This is a genomic window from Rhizobium subbaraonis, assembly GCF_900220975.1.
Taxonomy (GTDB): Bacteria; Pseudomonadota; Alphaproteobacteria; order Rhizobiales; family Rhizobiaceae; genus Mycoplana; species Mycoplana subbaraonis.
In genome coordinates, this window is the sequence record NZ_OBQD01000015.1 from 133,224 (window position 1) to 153,729 (window position 20,506).

27 protein-coding genes are annotated in these 20,506 nt (G+C 63.8%); 23 read left to right on the forward strand and 4 right to left on the reverse strand.

Translation table 11 applies throughout. From position 1 onward, the window contains the following. Positions 1–9 precede the first annotated feature (9 nt). From CRO48_RS21970 to CRO48_RS21990, 5 genes are all read left to right on the forward strand, one after another. Entirely contained in the window at positions 10–927 is a 918-nt protein-coding gene (locus CRO48_RS21970; protein ID WP_097142005.1) for an ABC transporter permease subunit, read from the forward strand. After that, positions 927–1,781, forward strand: coding sequence for an ABC transporter ATP-binding protein (locus CRO48_RS21975; protein WP_097142006.1), 855 nt, complete (start codon positions 927–929; stop codon positions 1,779–1,781). Before CRO48_RS21970 ends, CRO48_RS21975 begins: the two co-directional genes overlap by 1 nt. Then, positions 1,778–2,605: a dipeptide ABC transporter ATP-binding protein gene (locus CRO48_RS21980; protein WP_097142007.1), complete on the forward strand. Its 828-nt coding sequence runs from the start codon at positions 1,778–1,780 to the stop codon at positions 2,603–2,605. The genes CRO48_RS21975 and CRO48_RS21980 overlap by 4 nt, the downstream gene beginning before the upstream one ends. Before the next feature lie 8 nt (positions 2,606–2,613). After that, on the forward strand, positions 2,614–3,141 hold the full coding sequence (locus tag CRO48_RS21985; RefSeq protein ID WP_280952690.1) for a gluconokinase: 528 nt from the start codon (positions 2,614–2,616) through the stop codon (positions 3,139–3,141). A 172-nt stretch (positions 3,142–3,313) separates the two neighbouring features. Next, on the forward strand, positions 3,314–3,661 hold the full coding sequence (locus CRO48_RS21990; protein ID WP_097142009.1) for a RidA family protein: 348 nt from the start codon (positions 3,314–3,316) through the stop codon (positions 3,659–3,661). A 117-nt stretch (positions 3,662–3,778) separates the two neighbouring features. On the opposite strand, the gene CRO48_RS21995 is transcribed toward CRO48_RS21990, so the two are convergent. Beyond that, a complete protein-coding gene (locus tag CRO48_RS21995) occupies positions 3,779–4,582 on the reverse strand; it encodes a response regulator (RefSeq protein ID WP_097142010.1) in 804 nt (267 codons plus the stop codon). Positions 4,583–4,731: 149 nt separating this feature from the next. Between CRO48_RS21995 and CRO48_RS22000 the strand changes: the two genes are divergently transcribed. Continuing rightward, entirely contained in the window at positions 4,732–4,917 is a 186-nt protein-coding gene (locus CRO48_RS22000) for a NepR family anti-sigma factor (protein ID WP_097142011.1), read from the forward strand. A gap of 73 nt (positions 4,918–4,990) precedes the next feature. Here the strand turns inward: CRO48_RS22000 and CRO48_RS22005 are convergent, their stop codons facing one another. After that, a complete protein-coding gene (locus tag CRO48_RS22005; protein WP_097142012.1) occupies positions 4,991–5,251 on the reverse strand; it encodes a glycine zipper domain-containing protein in 261 nt (86 codons plus the stop codon). A gap of 32 nt (positions 5,252–5,283) precedes the next feature. After that, positions 5,284–5,439, reverse strand: coding sequence for a DUF3309 family protein (locus CRO48_RS22010; protein ID WP_097142013.1), 156 nt, complete (start codon positions 5,437–5,439; stop codon positions 5,284–5,286). Between the two features lie 189 nt (positions 5,440–5,628). Between CRO48_RS22010 and CRO48_RS22015 the strand changes: the two genes are divergently transcribed. Beyond that, the gene (locus CRO48_RS22015; protein ID WP_097142014.1) at positions 5,629–5,826 is read left to right on the forward strand and encodes a CsbD family protein; all 198 of its coding nucleotides are present in this window, start codon (positions 5,629–5,631) and stop codon (positions 5,824–5,826) included. A gap of 168 nt (positions 5,827–5,994) precedes the next feature. After that, entirely contained in the window at positions 5,995–6,159 is a 165-nt protein-coding gene (locus CRO48_RS22020) for a DUF1328 domain-containing protein (RefSeq protein WP_097142015.1), read from the forward strand. Positions 6,160–6,215: 56 nt separating this feature from the next. Here CRO48_RS22020 and phnF read toward each other — a convergent pair whose 3' ends face one another. Beyond that, the gene (gene phnF, locus CRO48_RS22025) at positions 6,216–6,938 is read right to left on the reverse strand and encodes a phosphonate metabolism transcriptional regulator PhnF (RefSeq protein WP_097142016.1); all 723 of its coding nucleotides are present in this window, start codon (positions 6,936–6,938) and stop codon (positions 6,216–6,218) included. A gap of 121 nt (positions 6,939–7,059) precedes the next feature. Between phnF and phnG the strand changes: the two genes are divergently transcribed. From phnG to CRO48_RS22100, 15 genes are all read left to right on the forward strand, one after another. Beyond that, the gene (phnG, locus tag CRO48_RS22030) at positions 7,060–7,533 is read left to right on the forward strand and encodes a phosphonate C-P lyase system protein PhnG (protein ID WP_097142017.1); all 474 of its coding nucleotides are present in this window, start codon (positions 7,060–7,062) and stop codon (positions 7,531–7,533) included. After that, positions 7,530–8,138, forward strand: coding sequence for a phosphonate C-P lyase system protein PhnH (gene phnH, locus CRO48_RS22035; RefSeq protein WP_097142018.1), 609 nt, complete (start codon positions 7,530–7,532; stop codon positions 8,136–8,138). Before phnG ends, phnH begins: the two co-directional genes overlap by 4 nt. A gap of 4 nt (positions 8,139–8,142) precedes the next feature. Then, entirely contained in the window at positions 8,143–9,255 is a 1,113-nt protein-coding gene (locus CRO48_RS22040) for a carbon-phosphorus lyase complex subunit PhnI (RefSeq protein WP_097142019.1), read from the forward strand. Then, the gene (locus CRO48_RS22045; RefSeq protein WP_097142020.1) at positions 9,252–10,145 is read left to right on the forward strand and encodes an alpha-D-ribose 1-methylphosphonate 5-phosphate C-P-lyase PhnJ; all 894 of its coding nucleotides are present in this window, start codon (positions 9,252–9,254) and stop codon (positions 10,143–10,145) included. Before CRO48_RS22040 ends, CRO48_RS22045 begins: the two co-directional genes overlap by 4 nt. 154 nt (positions 10,146–10,299) lie before the next feature. After that, the gene (gene phnK, locus CRO48_RS22050; protein ID WP_097142021.1) at positions 10,300–11,076 is read left to right on the forward strand and encodes a phosphonate C-P lyase system protein PhnK; all 777 of its coding nucleotides are present in this window, start codon (positions 10,300–10,302) and stop codon (positions 11,074–11,076) included. Between the two features lie 48 nt (positions 11,077–11,124). Beyond that, on the forward strand, positions 11,125–11,832 hold the full coding sequence (gene phnL / locus CRO48_RS22055; RefSeq protein ID WP_097142022.1) for a phosphonate C-P lyase system protein PhnL: 708 nt from the start codon (positions 11,125–11,127) through the stop codon (positions 11,830–11,832). Next, a complete protein-coding gene (locus tag CRO48_RS22060) occupies positions 11,829–12,446 on the forward strand; it encodes a DapH/DapD/GlmU-related protein (protein ID WP_097142023.1) in 618 nt (205 codons plus the stop codon). The genes phnL and CRO48_RS22060 overlap by 4 nt, the downstream gene beginning before the upstream one ends. A 132-nt stretch (positions 12,447–12,578) precedes the next feature. Beyond that, positions 12,579–13,433, forward strand: a complete 855-nt coding sequence (gene phnC / locus CRO48_RS22065; RefSeq protein ID WP_097142024.1) for a phosphonate ABC transporter ATP-binding protein — start codon at positions 12,579–12,581, stop codon at positions 13,431–13,433. Between the two features lie 84 nt (positions 13,434–13,517). Next, on the forward strand, positions 13,518–14,423 hold the full coding sequence (phnD, locus tag CRO48_RS22070) for a phosphonate ABC transporter substrate-binding protein (protein ID WP_097142025.1): 906 nt from the start codon (positions 13,518–13,520) through the stop codon (positions 14,421–14,423). Positions 14,424–14,507: 84 nt separating this feature from the next. Next, positions 14,508–15,470, forward strand: a complete 963-nt coding sequence (gene phnE, locus CRO48_RS22075; protein WP_097142026.1) for a phosphonate ABC transporter, permease protein PhnE — start codon at positions 14,508–14,510, stop codon at positions 15,468–15,470. Positions 15,471–15,481: 11 nt separating this feature from the next. Next, on the forward strand, positions 15,482–16,990 hold the full coding sequence (gene phnE / locus CRO48_RS22080; RefSeq protein WP_097142027.1) for a phosphonate ABC transporter, permease protein PhnE: 1,509 nt from the start codon (positions 15,482–15,484) through the stop codon (positions 16,988–16,990). Positions 16,991–17,110: 120 nt separating this feature from the next. Next, positions 17,111–17,821 carry a DUF1045 domain-containing protein gene (locus tag CRO48_RS22085; protein WP_097142028.1) on the forward strand — a complete coding sequence of 237 codons (711 nt, stop codon included), beginning with the start codon at positions 17,111–17,113 and terminating at the stop codon, positions 17,819–17,821. Between the two features lies 1 nt (position 17,822). After that, on the forward strand, positions 17,823–18,962 hold the full coding sequence (locus CRO48_RS22090) for an alpha-D-ribose 1-methylphosphonate 5-triphosphate diphosphatase (protein WP_097142029.1): 1,140 nt from the start codon (positions 17,823–17,825) through the stop codon (positions 18,960–18,962). Continuing rightward, on the forward strand, positions 18,959–19,567 hold the full coding sequence (phnN, locus tag CRO48_RS22095) for a phosphonate metabolism protein/1,5-bisphosphokinase (PRPP-forming) PhnN (protein WP_245423621.1): 609 nt from the start codon (positions 18,959–18,961) through the stop codon (positions 19,565–19,567). Before CRO48_RS22090 ends, phnN begins: the two co-directional genes overlap by 4 nt. A 116-nt stretch (positions 19,568–19,683) precedes the next feature. Next, entirely contained in the window at positions 19,684–20,190 is a 507-nt protein-coding gene (locus CRO48_RS22100; RefSeq protein WP_097142030.1) for a TIGR00645 family protein, read from the forward strand. The last annotated feature ends 316 nt before the right edge of the window (positions 20,191–20,506 follow it).

The following is a 20,506-nucleotide window of genomic DNA, read 5'->3' on the forward strand; positions in this document are numbered from 1 at the left end:
GTGGCTGAAATGACTGCAATCGAAAGCAAGGCCGTCGATCCGAAGGTCGCCGAAGCCAAGGCGCCGCCGTCCGGTCTCTCCGAATTCTGGTTCTACTTCTCGCGGAACAAGGGTGCGGTGATCGGCCTGGTGGTCTTCCTGATCATCCTGTTCGTCGCGATCTTCGCGCCCATCGTCGCGCCGCACAGCCCGAGCGTCCAGAACCGCGACATGTTGTTGATGCCGCCGGTCTGGCAGGCAGGCGGCAGCTGGGGGCACATCCTCGGCACGGACGCTGTCGGCCGCGACATCCTCTCGCGCCTGATCTATGGCGCGCGCTTCTCACTCTTCATCGGCCTCGTCGTCGTGACGCTGTCGGTGATCTCGGGTGTGTTGATCGGTCTCGTCGCCGGCTATTTCCGCGGGCGGGTCGATACCTTCATCATGCGCATCATGGACATCATCCTGGCGTTTCCCTCGCTGCTGCTGGCGCTGGTGCTGGTCGCAGTGCTCGGCCCCGGCCTGCTGAATGCGATGATCGCGATCTCGCTCGTCAACCAGCCGCACTTCGTGCGCCTGACGCGTGCGGCCGTGATGACCGAGCGCACCAAGGATTATGTGGTCGGCTCGAAAGTGGCGGGTGCGGGCACCCTGCGGCTGATGTTCCTGACCATCCTGCCGAACTGCTTGGCGCCGCTGATCGTGCAGGCGACGCTCGCCTTCTCGGCGGCGATCCTGGACGCGGCAGCCCTCGGCTTCCTCGGCATGGGCGCCCAGCCGCCGACGCCGGAATGGGGCACGATGCTTGCCGAAGCGCGCGAATTCATCCAGCGCGCCTGGTGGGTCGTCACCTTCCCGGGCCTTGCCATTCTCATCACCGTGCTCGCCATCAACCTGATGGGCGACGGCCTGCGCGATGCTCTTGATCCGAAATTGAAGAGGTCGTGATGTCGCTCCTCGAAATCCAGAACCTGGTCGTCGAATTCCAGACGGCCTCTGGCCCGTTCCGGGCCGTGGACGGTGTCTCGCTGAAGGTCGACGAGGGCGAGGTGCTCGCCATCGTCGGCGAATCCGGCTCGGGCAAGTCCGTCTCCATGCTGGCCGCCATGGGCCTTCTGCCCTGGACCGCCAAGGTCACCGCCGACAAGCTCACCTTCTACGGCCGCGACATGCAGTCGATGTCGGACGCCGAGCGGCGCAAGATCATCGGCAAGGAGATCTCGATGATCTTCCAGGAGCCGGTAGCCAGCCTCAATCCGTGCTTCACCGTCGGTTACCAGATCGAGGAGGTGTTGCGCGTGCATACCGATCTCGACCGCAAGGCGCGGCGGGCCCGGGCGATCGAGCTGTTCCAGCTTGTCGGCATCCCCAACCCGGAGGAGCGACTCGGCCACTATCCGCACCAGATGTCTGGCGGTCAGTGCCAGCGTGTGATGATCGCGACAGCGCTCGCCTGCAATCCGAAGCTTCTCATCGCCGACGAGCCGACAACGGCGCTCGACGTGACGATCCAGAAGCAGATCCTCGACCTTCTGATGAAGCTCCAGGCCGAGCACGGCATGGGCCTCATCATGATCACGCACGACATGGGCGTGGTGGCCGAGACCGCCGATCGCGTGATCGTGCAGTACAAGGGCCGGAAGATCGAGGAGGCCGACGTGCTCTCGCTCTTCGAGAATCCGAAGAGCGTCTATACCAAGGCGCTGCTGTCCGCCCTGCCGGAAAATGCCGTGGGTGGCAGGCTGCCGACGATCACGGAAAAGCTCACCGACCAACAGATTTTCGAGGGAGCCGTTCGATGACCCCCGTTCTCGAGGCGCGCAATCTCAAGCGCGACTACCACATCCCCGGAAGCCTTCTCAAGAAGGCCAAGACGGTCCATGCGGTCAAGGGCGTGAGCTTCAAGGTCGAGCAGGGCAAGACGCTCTCGATCGTCGGCGAAAGCGGCTGTGGCAAGTCCACGCTTGCCCGCATGGTCACGATGATCGACCCGGTCACGTCGGGCGAGATGCTGATCGACGGCCAAAAGGTGGACATTGTGGCCGAACCGCTGTCGTCAGACATGCGCAGCAAGGTGCAGATCGTTTTCCAGAACCCCTACGGTTCGCTGAACCCGCGCAAGAAAATCGGCGACATCCTGACCGAACCGCTCATCATCAACACCAAGATCCCCGCCGCTGAGCGCCGGGACAGGGCGATGGCGATGCTGAAGAAGGTGGGGCTCGAGGAGAAGCACTACAGCCGCTATCCGCACATGTTTTCCGGCGGCCAGCGGCAGCGCGTGGCGATCGCTCGTGCGCTGATGCTCAACCCGCGCCTTCTGGTGCTGGACGAGCCGGTCTCGGCACTCGACCTGTCGGTCCAGGCCCAGGTGCTCAACCTTCTCGCCGACCTGCAGGAAGAGTTTCACCTGACCTACGTCTTCATCAGCCACGACCTGTCGGTCGTGCGCCACATCTCCGACGACGTGATGGTGATGTACTTCGGCGAGGCGGTCGAATACGGCAGTCGCGATCAGGTGTTCGGCGATCCGCAGCACAGCTATACCAAGACGCTGTTTGCCGCCACGCCGCGGGTCGACGTGGAGGCGATCAAGGCCCGCCTCGAGCGGCGCAAGCGCGCCTGAGGCCGGTCGTGAACAGTGGCAGGGCGATCGTCGTGATGGGCGTATCCGGTTGCGGCAAGACGTCTGTCGCCGAAGGTCTTGCCGGAAGCCTCGGCTATTCCTTCCTCGAAGGCGACCAACTGCATCCGCAGGCCAATATCGACAAGATGTCGAAGGGCGTGCCGCTGACGGACGCGGACCGCTGGCCCTGGCTGGAGCGGATCGGCGAGCGGCTGCGCGACGCCACGGCATCGGAGCAGGGGATTGTCGTCTCCTGTTCCGCCTTGAAGCGCGCCTACCGCGACCGCCTGCGGTCGGCCGCAGGAAGTGGCCTTTCCTTCGTGTTCCTGAGCGGCAGCCGCGCGCTTCTGCTTGAGCGGATGGGGGAGAGGAAGGGCCATTTCATGCCGGCGTGCCTGCTCGACAGCCAGCTTGCGGCCCTTGAGGACCCTTCCGGCGAGCCGGACGTGGCGACGGTTGACATCGATGCGTCGGTCGCAGACGTCATTGCCGCCAGCCTGACACAGCTTTCCGTGCTGGCGGAGAAAGGCCGGTAGGACGGTTCCGGGGATTGCTCCGCAGGCACAATTTCCGCTGGCACAATCGTGCTGGCAATGCGCGTGCGGCAATCGTATAGACCTGAGGCCGCTCCAGATACCCGCCGGCGGGTGGCTGCTGCCTCTGTTTGGCCGGCCACAGGGCTCGAACACCAAAGACAGGAACGAACCGATGACCATCACTCGCTTTGAAACCGGCGCCCGCATGAGCGGCGCAGTCGTCCACAACGGCACCATCTACCTGGCCGGCCAGGTCGGTGAGCCGGGTGCCGACGTCACGACGCAGACGAAGCAGGTTCTGGCCGAGATCGACCGGCTGCTGGCGCTTGCGGGCTCCGACAAGACCCGCATCCTGTCCGCCCAGATCTGGCTTGCCGACATGGCCGATTTCCAGAAGATGAACGCTGTCTGGGACGCCTGGGTGCCGCAGGGTAACGCACCGGCACGCGCCACCGGCGAATCCAAGCTGGCCGGTCCGGAATATCTGGTCGAGATCATCGTCACGGCCGCACAGGCCTGATCCTCGAACGGCGAAGTCCGCCGTCCGCTGTGACGCGTGCGGATCGACGTGACGGAAGATGAAAGGGCGGGCCGCGTTGCGGCCCGCCCTTTTGCATCTCGCTGTTCGAGGATGGCGTCAGGCGCTTTTGGCCAGCCGCGAATGCTCGTCGAAGAACAGCGCCTGGCTGATCAGCGCCTTGACCATGTCCGGATTGAACGGCTTGGTCACGAGGAACGCCGGCTCGGGTCGCTCGCCGGTGAGGAGCCGCTCCGGGAAGGCGGTGATGAAGATCACCGGAATGGTGCTCGACTTCAGGATGTCGTTGACGGCGTCGATGCCCGAGCTGCCGTCGGCAAGCTGGATGTCGGCCAGAACCATGCCGGGCGGCGAGCGCCGGTACAGTTCGATCGCTTCGGAATGCGTGCGCGCGATGCCGGTGACGCGGTGACCGATCGCGGTGACCATGTCCTCTATGTCCATGGCGATCAGGGGTTCGTCCTCGATGATGAGGATGTCTGTTGCGACCTGTTCGGAGATCTCGCGCGACGCCTGGTTCAGGGCCGCCTTCGCCTCTTCCTCGGAAATGCCGAGGATGTCGGCGCATTCGGCCAGCTCGAAGCCCTCCACGGCAACGAGGAGAAAGGCCTTCCGCGCCAGCGGCGTGACATGGGCAAGGTTGGCGGCGGCCTGGCGTTCCCAGCCGAAGGGCGATTCCGAGCTCGGCGGAATGTTCACCTGCACGTTGTCGAAAAGCGAGCAATAGAGCCTGAAAATGCTGATGCGGTCATTCGAACGCTCGGGATAAAGCGTTATGTCTTCAACGAGCGCTTCCAGCATCGCTGCCACATATGCATCTCCTGAGGTCTGCGAGCCGGTTACCGCACGCGAGAATCGCCGCAACAACGGCAGATGGGGTGCAATACGGGTGGATAGCGACATATACTTCTCCCTGAATTGGTACCGAAATCGGTCAGTTTCCTGTAAATTCATTCCACGGAAACGATTTTGGTGCGTAATCAAACCCCAATGGTTAGGCTGACTTTGGGGCTAAACAAAGTTGCTGGACCGGCGCGAAGGAGCAGATAGCGATGACCAAGCCCGCTACGCGCGGCCGAAAGCCGGATGGTACGACGAGTGCTCTCGACTCCAACGGCATCGTCGGTCGCAAGCTGAGATCCTATTACGATTCGATCGAAACCGAGCCCCTGCCGGAGCAACTGCTCGATCTGCTGGACAAGCTGGACGAGGCCGAGCGGAAGGCCAAGCAGCCCTGACGCGACGCGCCGAGCGTCGAAACACGCAAAGAAACGGGCCAGCGGCCCGTTTCTGCTTTCATCGGGATGTTGCTCAGCGGCACGGAGCTTCATAGCGCCGTCCGTATCGATCGCGGTAGATGCAGCGACCGGGCTCGTTGGCATTGCCGATCAGGGCGCCGATCGCGCCGCCTGCAACGGCACCGACCGCAGCACCGCCGACCCTGTTGGTCGCAGCACCGCCAATGATCGCACCCGACGCGGCGCCGATGGCGGCGCCCTTCTCAGTCTGGGTGCACGAACTGACAGTCAAGGCGGAAAGAGCGATGGCGCCCGCGACAATAAGATTTCTCATAATGTCCAGTCCTCTTCAAAAACGAAAATCGGTCAAATGCGCCCCATGAGGATCAGGATCAGCAAAATGACGACGATCAGCCCAATACCACCGGAGGGACCGTATCCCCATCCGCTGCTGTAGCCCCAGTTCGGCAAAGCCCCGATCAGAAGCAGAATAAGGACAATGAGAAGAATCGTTCCAAGCATCAAGCACCTCCCCTGCGAAAACGCAGCTTAATTCGTTGGCGGGGAAATGCGCGGCATGAACAATTGTTCCGGGGGTGGTGCGAATTTTCGAAACAATCGCCGACAGTTGAATTTATCCGCCGTCACGGCGGAACGTTCGCTTGCCGGGCGCGTTTGTCTGTCGGCAACACAAGCCGAAAGGAGATTCACATGAATTGGGACATCATTGAAGGCAAGTGGAACGAGTACAAGGGCAAGGCCCAGGCGAAGTGGGGCAAACTTACGGATGACGACCTCGACGTGATCAAGGGACGCCGGGTCGAACTCTCCGGCAAGCTTCAGCAGCGCTATGGCATGGCAAAGGACGAGGCCGAGCGCGAGATCGATGATTGGTCCCGTCACCACTAAGGCCTCCATGCCTCATGCAGAAGCAAAAGACGCCGTTGCGCTCACGCGCAGCGGTGTTTTTCTTTGTGATGTGAATAGACATGGGCGTTCTCGATAGAAATTTTCCGTATCGGAACTTTTTGTCGACCGCCTCGTTCTCCTCTCGATGATAAAAGAGGAGTTGCTGGTATGCTTTACTACGCTGTTGTGTTTCTGGTCATCGCGTTGATCGCAGGCGTGCTGGGCTTCGGCGGAATAGCTGGCGCATCGGCAGGCATTGCACAGATTTTGTTCTTCGTCTTCCTGGTGCTTCTGGTCGTCTCGCTGCTGTTCGGCTGGTCGCGCCGCGTCTGAACCGTCAGATGGTAGAAAACGAGAGGGCGGGGCGCATGCTCCGCCCTTTTCGTGCGTCAGGTCTCTACGAAGAACTTCACCCGATCAGCCGCAAAGCGCGTACGGGAGTACTGAATCGGCTGGCCTGCCGCATCCGCATTGATGCCCGTCGTTACGAGCAGGATCGCGCCGGGCGATAGCTTGAGGAGGCGGACGTCGTCGCCCTCGGCATGAACGGCTGAAATCTCCGTCGAGCGGCGCACATAGTCGGCAACGCCCAGCGCCGAAAGCGATTTGGTGATTGATCCGGTCTTTCGATAGAGATCGCCGATGCCCTCGAACCGCGCCGCCGGAAAATGGCTCGTGGCGAGCGATATCGGCTTGCCGTCGGCAAGGGCCAGGGTTTCCAGGCGCACGCACTCGGTTCCCGTCGCAATCCCAAGGGCTGCGGCAACGGCGGGGGGCGCCGGTTCCACCCCTTGGCGAACCAGCCGCCCCTCGGTCTCCTTGGCCTGATCGCCGAGGCCTTGGGAAAACCGCGTACGCCGCGAGATCGGAAACGTTAGGCGGTCGCGGCGCTCGATCATGGTGCCCACGCCCTGCACGGCACGGACCATGCCTTCTTCGGCAAGTGCAGCAAGGGCGCTGCGCACCGTATGGCGATTGACGCCGAAGCGTTCAGCGAGAGCCGTCTCCGCCGGCATCATCCCCGTTGCGTCGTAGTCGCCGCTATTGATCGCAAGGCGTATCCTGTCGGCGATCTGCCGCCATAGCGCCACGCCCGATCGCCGCTCGATCATTTCCGCTCCTGTGGCACGACTCGTCACATGCCTGTCATTTTGACCCGGTAAGACGACACCATACGATGTCTAGTTGTCTAGATCAATAGACAATTTTCGAGAGCGCATTTGGAGATTTGCAATGGCATCAGATGGACAGCAGCCGCTCCCCGGCACCGGGCCGGAAAGGCGCAGGCAGGCCATGGGCGTGCTGGCGAAGGCAACCCGGCTCGAGCTGGAGCAGGTCTGGAATGCCCTGCCGCAGCGGCCCGAGGCCGTGCCGGTTCGCGGGCCGGAGACGGGGCTCGTCATGGTCCGCGGTCGCATCGGTGGCGGCGGCGCGCCCTTCAACCTTGGTGAAGTGACGGCGACACGCGCCAGCGTCCGCCTTGAAGGCGGCACCGTCGGTCATGGGCAGTCGCTCGGCACCGACGGCGAGAAGGCGCGGCTTGCCGCGATCTTCGACGCTCTCCTTCAGTTGCCCGAGCATGCCCCGGCAGTCGAGCGTCTGCTTTCGCAGGTGTCGGCGCGCATCGAGGCTGAGGACGCGCAGAGGATCCGGGAGACGGCTGCCACACGCGTCGATTTCTTCACCATGGTCAGGGGAGACGACTGATGCCCGACGCCCAGATTTTTTCCGGCGCATTCGCCGAGCCGGTGTTCGCCGCCCAGTCGGTCTTCCGCACGGTCATGGACTGCATGGCCCGGCCGGGCACGATCGGGACGATTGCCGCAGCCGCGAGGCCGCCGCAGCCGCTCGGAGCGGCAGCGGGCGCGATCGCGCTCACATTATGCGACCACGATACCCCGGTCTGGCTGACACCGCAGCTTTCGAAGTCGAAGCTGCCCGGTTGGCTGGCATTCCATGCCGGTGCCGCGGTGACCGTCGAGAAGCAGGACGCCCGCTTCGCCTTCGTAGAAAAGGGCGCCGTCGTTCCGGGCTTCGGCCTCTTTGCACAGGGCACCCAGGAGTATCCGGACCGTTCGGCAACGCTTGTGGTCGAGATTGAAAGCTTCGAGGGCGGTCGGCCGCTGGTGCTGACCGGCCCCGGTATCCGCGACGAGGCGGTGGTCGCCCCGCAGGGGCTGCCGGAAACCTTCGTGGCATTGGCCGGAGCGAACCGGGCCATGTTCCCGCGCGGAGTGGACCTCATTCTCGTGGCCGGCGATCGCATCCTCTGCCTGCCGCGCACCACCGTCATCAACAACAGGGAGGCCTGAGCCCATGTATGTTGCCGTCAAGGGTGGCGAGGCCGCCATCGCCAACGCCCACCGCCTGCTCGCCGACCGTCGCCGCGGCGACCGCTCGCTGCCGTCGATCACGATCGAGCAGATCGTCGCCCAGCTCGGCCTCGCCGTCGACCGGGTGATGGCGGAGGCCTCGCTCTACGATCGCGCCATCGCAGCGCTTGCCATCCGCCAGTCGTGCGGCGACCTGATCGAGGCGATCTTCATTCTGCGCGCCTATCGCACCACGCTGCCGCGCTTCGGCTATTCGGTGCCGCTCGAGACCGCCGACATGCAGGTCGAACGCCGCGTTTCCGCCACCTACAAGGACCTGCCGGGCGGCCAGCTGCTCGGCCCGACCTTCGACTATACCCACCGCCTGCTCGATCCGTCGCTGCTGCACGATGCCCCTGTCGACGAGGCCCTGCAGCGCGAGGGCGGGCAGGAGCCCATCATGCGTGTCACCGACATCCTGGCGGACGAGGATCTGATGGAGGACGACGGCACGCTGCCGGAAGGCCACGTGCCGGGTGACCTGACCCGCGAGCCGCTGGAGTTTCCGATGGCCCGCGACCTCCGCCTGCAGGCGCTCGCCCGCGGCGACGAGGGCTTCCTGCTCTCGCTCGGCTACTCCACCCAGCGCGGCTATGCCCGTTCCCACCCCTTCGTGGGTGAAATACGCATCGGTGAGGTGGACGTCGAGCTGGACCTGCCCGAACTCGGCTTCGCCGTCTCGCTCGGGCGCATCCGCATCACGGAATGCCAGATGATCAACCAGTTCAAGGGTTCGGCGAAAAGTCCGCCGCAGTTCACGCGCGGCTACGGCCTTGTCTTCGGGCAGAGCGAGAGAAAGGCGATGGCCATGTCGCTCGTCGATCGGGCGCTGAGAGCAAGCGAATTCGACGAAGATGTCGTGGCGCCGGCGCAGGACGAGGAATTCGTCATCTCGCATTCCGACAACGTGCAGGCGACCGGCTTCGTGGAGCATCTGAAACTGCCGCATTACGTGGACTTCCAGGCCGAACTCGATCTCGTCCGCCGCATGCGCCGGGAATATGAGGCGGGACGCGGTGACAAAACCGATAGCGACATTCCGGAGGCCGCAGAATGACAACGGCAGCAAGCGAACTGGCGACCTACAACTTCGCCTATCTCGACGAGCAGACGAAGCGCATGATCCGTCGCGCGATCCTGAAGGCGATCGCGATCCCCGGTTACCAGGTGCCCTTTGCTTCGCGGGAAATGCCGATGCCCTATGGCTGGGGCACCGGCGGCGTGCAGGTAACGGCGGCGATCCTGGGGCCGGAAGACGTGCTCAAGGTCATCGACCAGGGCGCCGACGACACCACCAACGCCGTTTCCATCCGCGCCTTCTTCCAGAAGGTCGCAAACGTCGCGGTGACGACGAGGACGCGCGCGGCGACGATCATCCAGACCCGTCACCGCATCCCTGAGGAGAAGCTGACGACCGGCCAGACGCTGGTCTATCAGGTGCCGATCCCCGAGCCCCTGCGCTTTCTCGAACCGCGGGAAACCGAAACCCGCAAGATGCATGCGCTCGAGGAATACGGGCTGATGCACGTCAAGCTCTACGAGGACATCGCCAGGAACGGCCACATCGCGACGACCTATGCCTATCCCGTGAAGGTGGAAGGCCGCTACGTCATGGATCCGTCGCCGACGCCGAAGTTCGACAACCCGAAGATGCACATGTCGGAGGCGCTCCAGTTGTTCGGCGCGGGCCGCGAGAAGCGCATCTATGCCGTCCCGCCGCACACCGAGGTCGTCAGCCTCGACTTCGAGGACCATCCGTTCGAGGTCCAGAGCTTTGACAAGCCCTGCGGGCTCTGCGGCGCGGAGAACGTCTATCTCGACGAAGTGGTGCTCGATGATCGCGGCGGGCGGATGTTCGTCTGCTCCGATACCGACCATTGCGAGGATCGCCGCGCCCACGGCCACTGCGGCACAATGCTCGCCTATGGCAAGGAGGCGGCGCGATGAGTGGCGACCGCGTCGTATGGCGCCGACACCATCCTCTGCCCGACACCGATCGGCAAGGTCGCCGCGCCCACCCAGCCTCATCGCCTCGCGGCGCCCGGCACTTTTCCCCGATCGGGAGAACAGGGCGCAAGACGCAAACGACGGAGTTCCAGCAATGACCGACGCCCCGCTTCTGAAGGTCCGCGACATCTCGAAATTCTACGGCGCCCGCATCGGCTGCCGCAACGTCTCCTTCGACCTCTGGCCGGGCGAGGTGCTCGCCATCGTCGGCGAATCCGGTTCCGGCAAGACGACACTTCTGAACTGCCTCGCCACCCGGCTGATGCCCACATCGGGCACGATCGAATACCGCACCCGCGACGGCCAGATGCGCGATCTCGCCCGCATGGGCGAGGCCGAGCGCCGCTTCTTGATGCGCACCGACTGGGGCTTTGTCCATCAGAACCCCGCTGACGGGTTGCGCATGACGGTCTCGGCCGGCGCCAATGTCGGCGAGCGGCTGATGGCGGTCGGCGGGCGGCACTACGGCAACATTCGCGAGACCGCAGGCGACTGGCTGCGCCGCGTCGAGATCGGCATTGACCGCATCGACGACCAGCCGCGCGCCTTTTCCGGCGGCATGCGCCAGCGCCTGCAGATCGCCCGCAATCTCGTCACTGCACCCCGCCTCGTCTTCATGGACGAGCCAACCGGCGGTCTTGATGTTTCGGTGCAGGCGCGCCTGCTCGATCTCGTCCGCGGACTGGTCCACGACCTCGGCCTGTCGGCGATCATCGTCACCCACGACCTCGCGGTCGCAAGGCTCCTGTCGCACCGGATGATGGTGATGAAGGACGGCCAGGTGATCGAGCAGGGTCTGACCGATCGCGTGCTCGACGATCCGCGCGAGGCCTACACCCAGCTTCTCGTCTCCTCCATCCTGCAGGTCTGACCGGGCCGGCATCCGTTGCCGAACACCCAGCTTAGAAGGAAATCGATCATGGCGACGCCACTCGTCGTATCCGAAGTCGCAAAGAGCTTCACCATGCACCTGAGGGACGGCATCCGCCTGCCAGTCGTCTCCAGCGTCAATTTTTCCGTCAAGGCGGGCGAGTGCGTCGTCCTTGGCGGTCCCTCCGGCATCGGCAAGAGTTCGCTCTTGAAGATGGTCTACGGCAACTATGGCGTCGACACCGGGCAGATTCTCGTCGAGCACGAAGGTCAGTTCGTCGATCTCGCGACCGCCGACCCGCGCAGCGTGCTCGCCGTCCGGCGGGTGACGCTCGGCTATGTCAGCCAGTTTCTACGCGTCGTGCCGCGGGTCGCGGCCGTCGACGTCGTGGCCGAACCGCTCGTGGCGGACGGTGCGATCCCCGCAGTCGCTCGCGAAAAGGCGGAAACCATGCTTGCCCGGCTCAACCTGCCGCGCGAACTCTGGCAACTGCCGCCGGCCACCTTCTCCGGCGGCGAGCAGCAGCGCGTCAACATCGCCCGGGGCTTCATCACCGACCACCGCATCCTGCTTCTCGACGAGCCGACGGCTTCGCTGGATGCGAAGAACCGCGAGATCGTCGTCGACATGATCGCGGAAAAGAAGCGGGCGGGCGTGGCCCTGCTCGGCATCTTCCATGACGACGACGTGCGCGTCCGGGTCGCCGATCGCGTCATCGACGTCTCGGCATTCTCGCCGCGAAAGGCCGCCGCATGACCAGGCTTTCGGAACACACTCCGCTCATCCACACAACGGCATCGGTCACCGACTGCACGCTCGGTCGTTTCGTGGAGATCTCCGAGCGCTGCCGCATCGCCGAGACCGAGCTTGGAGACTACTCCTACATCATGGAGGACGGCTCGGTCTGGTGCGCCACGATCGGCAAGTTTGCAAACATCGCCTCCTCGGTCCGCATCAATGCCACCAACCATCCGATGTGGCGGGCGACGCTGCACCACTTCACCTATCGTGCCGCCGACTACTGGCCCGACGCCGACAGGGAGGAGAGTTTCTTTGCCTGGCGGCGGAGCAACCGCGTCGTCATCGGCCACGACGTCTGGATCGGCCACGGATCCACCATCCTGCCCGGTGTCACCGTCGGCAATGGCGCCATCATCGGCTCCGGCGCGGTGGTGACGAAGGACGTCGCGCCCTACACCATCGTCGGCGGCGTGCCCGCGAAGCTGATCCGCGAACGCTTCGGACGCGATATTGCCGAACGTTTCGAAAGGCTTGCCTGGTGGGACTGGGACCACGCCCGCCTGCGTGTCGCCCTTGAGGATTTCCGAGCACTCGACGCCGATGCCTTCCTTGTCAAATACGGTGGCTGAACCTTGCCCAAAGCCCTGGCAATCCGGGCTTTGTGGATTGTTACCGAACAGACATGAAACTGACATTCCGCATTCATCCATCGGCTTTAAAGCCGCAGCAGTGTCAATGAACAAGCCTCGAGAGGGGAAGCCATGTTTAGCCTAAAGAACGTCACGCGCCGGTTTGGCGGCAAGGCCGCAGTCAGCTCCGTCAGCGTCGACATTCCCCAGGGCCAGATGGTCGGCGTCATCGGCCGCTCGGGAGCTGGCAAGTCGACCATGCTGCGGATGATCAACCGGCTCGTCGATCCGAGCGAAGGCTCGATCCATTTCGGCGACGTCGAGGTCTCCTCGCTGCGTGGTGCGGCGTTGCGCAACTGGCAACGTGACTGCGCCATGATCTTCCAGCAGTTCAACCTGGTGCCGCGTCTTGACGTGCTGACCAACGTTATGCTCGGCCGCCTCAATCATCGTTCGACCGCGCTCAGCATCCTCAACATGTTCACCCGCGAGGAACGCATCATGGCGATCGCGGCACTGGAGCGCCTCGGCATCGAGCAGACCGCGCTGCAGAAGGCGGGCACGCTGTCGGGCGGCCAGCAGCAGCGCGTGGCGATTGCACGTGCGCTGATGCAGCAGCCGAAGATGATCCTGGCGGACGAGCCGATCGCCTCGCTGGATCCGCTCAACGCCAAGGTGGTGATGGATGCGCTGCGCGACATCAACGAGCGCGAGGGCATCACCGTGATGACCAACCTGCATACGCTCGACACCGCCCGCAACTATTGCGAGCGCATCATCGGGATGTCGGCCGGCCGGATCGTTTTCGACGGTGCCCCGCGCGATCTCGATGCGGCCGCGGTGCGCGCGATCTACGGCACCGGCGCCGATGGCGCGGAAATCGACGAGACCGTGACCTCGACGAGCATCAAGGGCGGCGCGGGGCTCGTACAGGACAACGTGAAAGAATCCGCCAGCGTCACGCCGCTGGCACTGGCAGGCATCTGAGCCTTGCCGGGATCGAACGGCCCGCGTCAAGGGCCGCCATCATTCTCAGAGCCGGCGGGGGCCGGTCAAACAGGAGAGAAGTCCATGCTGAAGAAAGCTCTTTTCGGCGCAGTCGCCCTTTTGGCGCTGGTCGGCCACGCCCAGGCAGAAGACCTGAAGGAATTCCGCGTCGGCATCATCGGCGGCGAGAACGAAGCCGACCGCCTGCGCAACTATCAGTGCCTCGGCGACCACCTGAAGGCCGAACTCGGCTTCGAGAAGGTGTCGTTCTTCCCGGCCGCCGACTATGACGGCGTCATCCAGGGCCTGCTCGGCGGCACGCTGGACTATGCCGAACTCGGCGCCTCCGGCTTCGCCAAGATCTACCTCGCCAAGGCCGATGCCGTCGAGCCGATCCTGACGACCGTCCAGACCGACGGCTCGACCGGCTACCACTCGATCATGGTTGCCCGTAAGGACAGCGGCATCACCAAGCTGGAAGACCTGAAGGGCAAGAAGCTCGGCTTCGCCGATCCGGACTCCACGTCCGGCTATCTTGTCCCGCTCGTCACCCTCCCGGAAGCGATCGGCGCCCCGGTGAAGGAATACTTCGGCGAGACCGGCTTCGGCGGCGGCCATGAGAACCTCGTCCTCGAAGTGATGAAGGGCACCTTCGATGCCGGCACGACCTTCGGCTCGGGCGTCGGCGAATGGAAGGACGGTTACACCTCCGGCAACCTGCACAAGATGGTCGAGAAGGGCATCCTCGACATGAACGATCTCGTCGAGATCTGGAAGTCGCCGCTGATCCCGAACGGCCCGATCGTCGTGCGCAGCTCGATGGCCGACGACATGAAGGCAAAGTTCAAGCAGTTCATGCTGGACCTGCCGAAGAAGGATGCGGCCTGCTTCGCCGCCGTCATGGGTGGCGACTTCACCTCCTTCACCGAGGTCAACGTCGACTTCTACAAGCCGATCATCGACGCCCGCAAGGCGACGATCGGCGGCTGATCCTTTTTGGATAAACCGGACGCCGGCCGGGTTACCGGCCGGCGTCTCCATTTTCGTGAATTGTGAGCGAGGCGGGACTCCGGCATGGCTGTGAATACGCTACCGAAGGACTTCAGCGAGAGCGGTGCGCTGATCGAGCGCCATTGGCAGGAACTGGCCGCCAAGCGTCGTTTGTACACCTGGCTAGGCCTCGGCCTTTTCGCGGTCGCCTTTTGCGGCTCGCTCTGGTTTGCCAACGAGACCAATGCCGGCAAGTTCTTCGACCGCCTGCCGTATCTTTTCGACTTCGTCGGTGACATGATCCCGCGCGATGCCCTGGAGATCTTCCGGGCGCTGTTCGACCTGCCGTCGCCCTATTATGACGGTAGCTTCAAATACAACTACCCCGAAGGACGGCACTATATAACCGACAGCTTCTATGTGCCGGAATACTTCTACAAGATGCTGGAGACGCTCAACATCGCGATCTTTTCCACGATCGTCGGTACGGTCTTCGGCTTCGTCTTCTGCTTCCTCGCCGCCCGCAACCTGATGCCCAACTGGTTCGTCCGCGGTTTCGTTCGCCGCATGATGGAAATCTTGCGCGCCTTCCCGGAAGTTGTGCTTGCCGGCTTCTTCCTGGCCGTTCTCTCGCTCGGACCGTTGCCCGCCGTGATCGCGGTCTCGATCCACACGATCGGCGCGCTTGGCAAGCTCTTCTTCGAGGTCGTGGAGAATGCCGACATGAAGGCGGAGGAGGGCCTGCGGGCTGCCGGCGCCAATTGGATCGAGCGCGTCTGGTTCGCCATCGTTCCGCAGGTCATGCCGAACTTCATAAGCTATTTCCTGCTGCGACTCGAGATCAACGTGCGTGCCTCCACCATCATCGGCGCCGTCGGCGGCGGCGGTATCGGCGAGCTGCTGCGCCTTTCGATCGGGCAGAACCACCAGGCCAAGACCTTGGCGATCGTGCTCCTGCTTTTCTGCACCATCGTCGCCGTCGACCAGCTATCCGCCTGGGCAAGGCGGCGCCTCGTCGGTGACCAGGCCTTCCAACTCGCACAGTGAGGAAAGAGACCATGACCAAGCTTCACGTGTCGGAAATGGAAGACATCGCGGCCCGGCATCCGGAAATCTTCCGGACCACCTTCTGGGCGCGGTTCCGCATGCCGCTGATCGTGCTCGCAGCGGTGCTTTACGGAGTGTACTGCTGGTGGTTCTTTGCCATCGGTGCGGTGCTCGGAAATGCCAACTGGTCGCTGGCAGGCACCTACCTGGCCGACTGGGTCTCCTATGAGGTGCGCCCCGAGATCCGTATGGACGATCACGGTACGATGAAGATCGTCTATCCGAGGTTTTCGCCGCTGGGCGACAATCCGAACCCCGACTGGCTGATTGCCGAGCGGCAGACGGTGACCCGTACCATCGAGGTGCCGGCGGCGGCGCGCACCACTTCGCCCAAGCCGACGACCAGCTTCATGGCACCGGGTGCAGCACTCGGCAGCGCTGCCGCAGAGGCGGTCACGACGGCTCCGCCGGCGACGGAGACGCGTACCGAAGAAGTCGTCACCCGTGCCGAGGTCGTCATGGGCCGCTCCACCCGGATAGAGGTGCTGCCTGGCGAGGTGACCGTGCAGCACGGCGGCGAACGCCTCCGTGTTGCCATCGACGGCCGCACCGTGACGCCCGAGACGCAGCCCCTGCCGCAATGGGCGACGCAGAAGCGGCCCGGCGAGAAGGTCGTCCTCTCCTTTGGCATCGCCGGCTGGGCGGAGATCGAGGGGGACGAGGTGAGCATCCGCAAGCGCTTCCTCGGCTGGGCAAATTTTGTGTTCGACACGCGCTCGCCCTTCTTCGACAAGTCGGCCTCCGAGGTGTTCTCGCTGATCGCCTGGGGCGACCGCATCGATCCCGCCCGCTCCAACATCTCGCTGGCCTGGAACAACATCCTCTACAATTCCGAATGGCAGCATCTCGACGTCTGGACCAAGCTTCTGCAGACGATCGTGATGGCGTTCGTCGGAACGGTGCTGGCAACGCTGCTTGCTTTCCCGCTGGCCTTCGTCGCTGCCCGCAACATCACCCGGAGCTGGATTTCCAACCAGCTGACGAAGCGCTTCTTCGACTTCCTGCGCTCCGTCGACATGCTGATCTGGGCGCTGTTCTTCACCCGTGCCTTCGGGCCGGGGCCGCTTGCGGGCATGTCGGCTATCTTCCTGACCGACACCGGCACGCTTGGAAAGCTCTATTCCGAGGCCCTGGAGAACATCGACGACAAGCAGCGCGAGGGGGTCAAGTCCGTCGGCGCGCCGTCCGTCGCCGTCAAGCGTTTCGGCGTGCTGCCGCAGGTCCTGCCCGTCTTTGTTTCGCAGGCGCTGTATTTCTGGGAATCCAATACGCGTTCGGCCACGATCATCGGTGCGGTCGGCGCCGGCGGCATCGGCCTGAAACTGTGGGAAGCGATGCGGACCAATTCGGATTGGGAGAACGTTGCCTATATGGTGGTGCTGATCCTGATCGTCGTATTCGTCTTCGACGGCATCTCGAATGCGCTGCGGTCGCGATTGATCGGACGAGCCCACCATTGAGTGGCCACCATACGGTGTAATGGATTTCGCAGCTGGCAATGGCATGATGCTGCCACACGAATCCCTTCTACGGTCGCGGTCGCGCCTTGGGCGCCTCGGAACTGAACAGGAAGTTTGATTGTGCGATATGCCCTCTATTTCACCCCGGCCGCCAGCGATGGCCTCACGCTTGCCGCAGCGCGGTGGCTCGGCCGCAACGCCTTCAACGGTGCATCGCTGGTTCAGCCGGCAGTTGCGGGGTTCGAGCCGCCGGCGCTGGCGTCCTTGACGGCAGATCCGCGCCGCTACGGTTTCCACGCGACCCTGAAGGCGCCGTTCGAGCTTGCCGAGGGCCGAAACGAAGCCGACCTCGTCGCCGAGGTCGCCCGTTTCGCCGCCGCCATGGAGAGCTTCGAGATTCCAGAGGTGGTCGTCGGCCGCCTGGGTTCCTTCTTCGCCCTGGTTCCCGCAGATGAATGCGAACCGCTGCAGGCCTTCGCCGGCGAAGTGGTCCGCCGGTTCGAGGATTTTCGCGGGCCGCTGTCATCGGCGGACATTGCGCGACGCAAGCCGGACGAGCTTTCCAGCGAGGAACGCCAGAATCTGGTGCAATGGGGCTACCCCTACGTGTTCGACACGTTCCGTTTCCACATGACGCTGACCGGCCGGGTCGCCGCTTCCGATGCCCCGGCGATGGAGGAGGCGCTGCTGCGGCATTTCTCTGAGTACCATGCGCGCCCGCTTGCAATTTCGGGTATAGCCCTCTTCCGCGAGCCGTCCCGCGGCGCAGATTTCATCGTGCATTCGCTGTTCCCGCTGACGGGCGGAACCGCCAACAGAAAGATCGCCTGATATGTCGACCGAACTGACCCTGACCAATGCGAAAATCGTGCTCGAGGACGAGATCGTCCACGGAGCCGTACTGATCCGCGACGGCCTGATCGCCGAGATTTCCGACACGCCGACGGTCGCCGGCGAGGATATGGGCGGCGACTACCTGCTGCCCGGGCTAGTCGAGTTGCACACCGACCACCTCGAGGCCCACTATTCGCCGCGCCCCGGCGTGCGCTGGAACACGACCGCTGCGATCCAGGCTCACGACGCCCAGGTTGCCTCCTCCGGCATCACCACCGTCTTCGACTGCCTGCGCATGGGGTCGGACGAGGACGGCGGCTTCGCGAAGGGCGAGATGCGCGCCATGGCCGACGCGCTTGCGCAGGCCGGCCGCGACGATCGCCTGCGCGCCGACCATCTGATCCATCTGCGCTGCGAGGTCTCCACCGACAACGTGCTCGATCACTTCGGAGAGTTTGAAAACGACCCGCAGGTCCGTCTCGTCTCGCTGATGGATCATGCGCCCGGCCAGCGCCAGTTCCAGACGATGGAGCAGTATACGCTCTACTACAAGACCAAGCGCGGCCTGTCCGACGAGGCCTTCGCGGAGTTCTGCCGGCGCCAGCAGGAGCTGTCCGCCCGCTACGCCAAACCGCATCGCGATGCGATCGCCGCCCACTGCGCTGCGCGCGGCATCGCGGTGGCCAGTCATGATGACGCCACCCTCGAGCATGTGGAAGAGGCGATTGGCTACGGCATCCGCCTTGCGGAGTTTCCGACCAGTGTCGAGGCGGCGAAGGCCTCGCACGGTGCGGGCATGAGCGTGCTGATGGGCGCGCCGAACATCGTCCGCGGCAAGTCGCACTCCGGCAACATCGCCGCCCGCGATCTCGCCACCATGGGCGTGCTCGACGTGCTCTCCTCCGACTACGTGCCGCTGAGCCTGATTCAGGCCCCCTTCATTCTCGCAGACGAGAACGCGGCGATCAGCCTGCCGAAGGCGATTGCGATGGTGTCGGCCACCCCGGCCCGCACCGTCGGCCTTGACGACCGCGGGCGCATCGCCCCCGGCCTGCGCGCCGATCTCGTCCGCGTCCGCCGTCCGGAGGGCGTTCCGGTCGTCCGTGCCGTCTGGCGCCAGGGCGGGCGGGTGGCATGACGGCAGTGGCAGGAACGGTTGGGGGGGCATTGGCGCCGGCAACGGATGCGGGACGCGGCATGGCGATCGTCGTCGTCGGGCCGAGCGGGGCGGGCAAGGATAGCGTCATGGCCCATGCCGCGCGGAATCTCGCCGGTGATGATCATTTCGTCTTTGCAAGGCGGGTGATTACCCGCCCGGCAGACGCCGGCGGCGAGGCTCATATCGGCGTGGACGAGGCGACCTTCGCCCGGATGAAGGACGAGGGGGCCTTTTGCGTCGCCTGGGAGGCGCACGGGCTGTGCTACGGCGTCCCCATGCAGGTGCAGGCCGAAGTGGAACAGGGCAGGGTGGTGCTGGTGAACGGCAGCCGCCAGGCGCTGCCTGCCTTCGTCGCGGCGTTTTCGAGGTTGACGGTGGTAACGATCACCGCCCATGCCGAGGTTCGCGCCGAACGGCTGGCGCGGCGCGGGCGGGAAAGCGGTGACGCCATCGCCGGACGCCTCGAGCGCCAGCCGCGTATGCCGGACATGCCGATCGACTGCATAACGATCGACAACAGTGGCCCGCTTGAGGTGGCCGGTGGCGCGTTCGTCGATCTGCTCGTCGGGGCTGTTGCCCGCTGAAGCTGGCAACACCTGTGGTTCGTTGCGTGCGGAAGACGGCTCGAGCGGCACTTGCCCGTCTGGAAGCCATTGGTTAATCACTCGCGTCAGATCGAAAACCACAGACGGAGCCGCCCATGAAGTCCCTCGAAATCCTGGTCGAACGGATCATCCTTTCCAGCCGGTGGATTCTCGTCGCGCTCTATCTGGGGCTTGTGGCGGCGCTTGCAGTCTACGCCGTGTCCTTCGCCTACAAGCTCCTCAAGGTTGCAAAGAATGCCTTCGTGTTCGACGACGCGGACATGATCCTTGCCATGCTGGGCCTGATCGACGCCGCGCTGGTGGCAAGCCTCATCCTGATGGTGATGATCTCCGGCTACGAGAATTTCGTCAGCCGCTTCGACGAGGCGGAAGCCGACGTTTCCTTCCTCGGCAAGCTCGATTCCGGCAGCCTGAAGATCAAGGTAGCCTCGTCGATCGTGGCCATCTCGTCGATCCACCTTTTGCAGGTGTTCCTGAATGCCCAGCAATATACCGACATGCAGCTGATGTGGTTGACCTTCATGCATCTCGCCTTCGTCATCTCGGCGGTCCTGCTCGGCTACCTCGAGAGGATCATGACCCAGTTGAAGATCAAGGCCTGACCTGTCCGCTGGTGGATAGGTGAAGACCTAGAAAGGGCGCCGCGGGAGACCACCGGCGCCCTTTTTGCGTCCTGAGGCGGGGGTACGGGCGTGCCTTGGCCAGGCATGGGAGCTTAGTTTTGGTTTGTTTTGTGATGTTTGAGAATTTTTGGGATCAGGATTGCTGGAAAACCGGGGTTTTGGTTTGGGTGTGGGGAAAAATTTCAAAAAACTGTCATTTGGGCTGTTGACTTGTTTTGTGTTGGGCCGTAGAAACCGCCTCACCAACGAGGGCGGCGGCGCTGCTGGCGACCGACGAACTCGCTCTAAGGTTCTT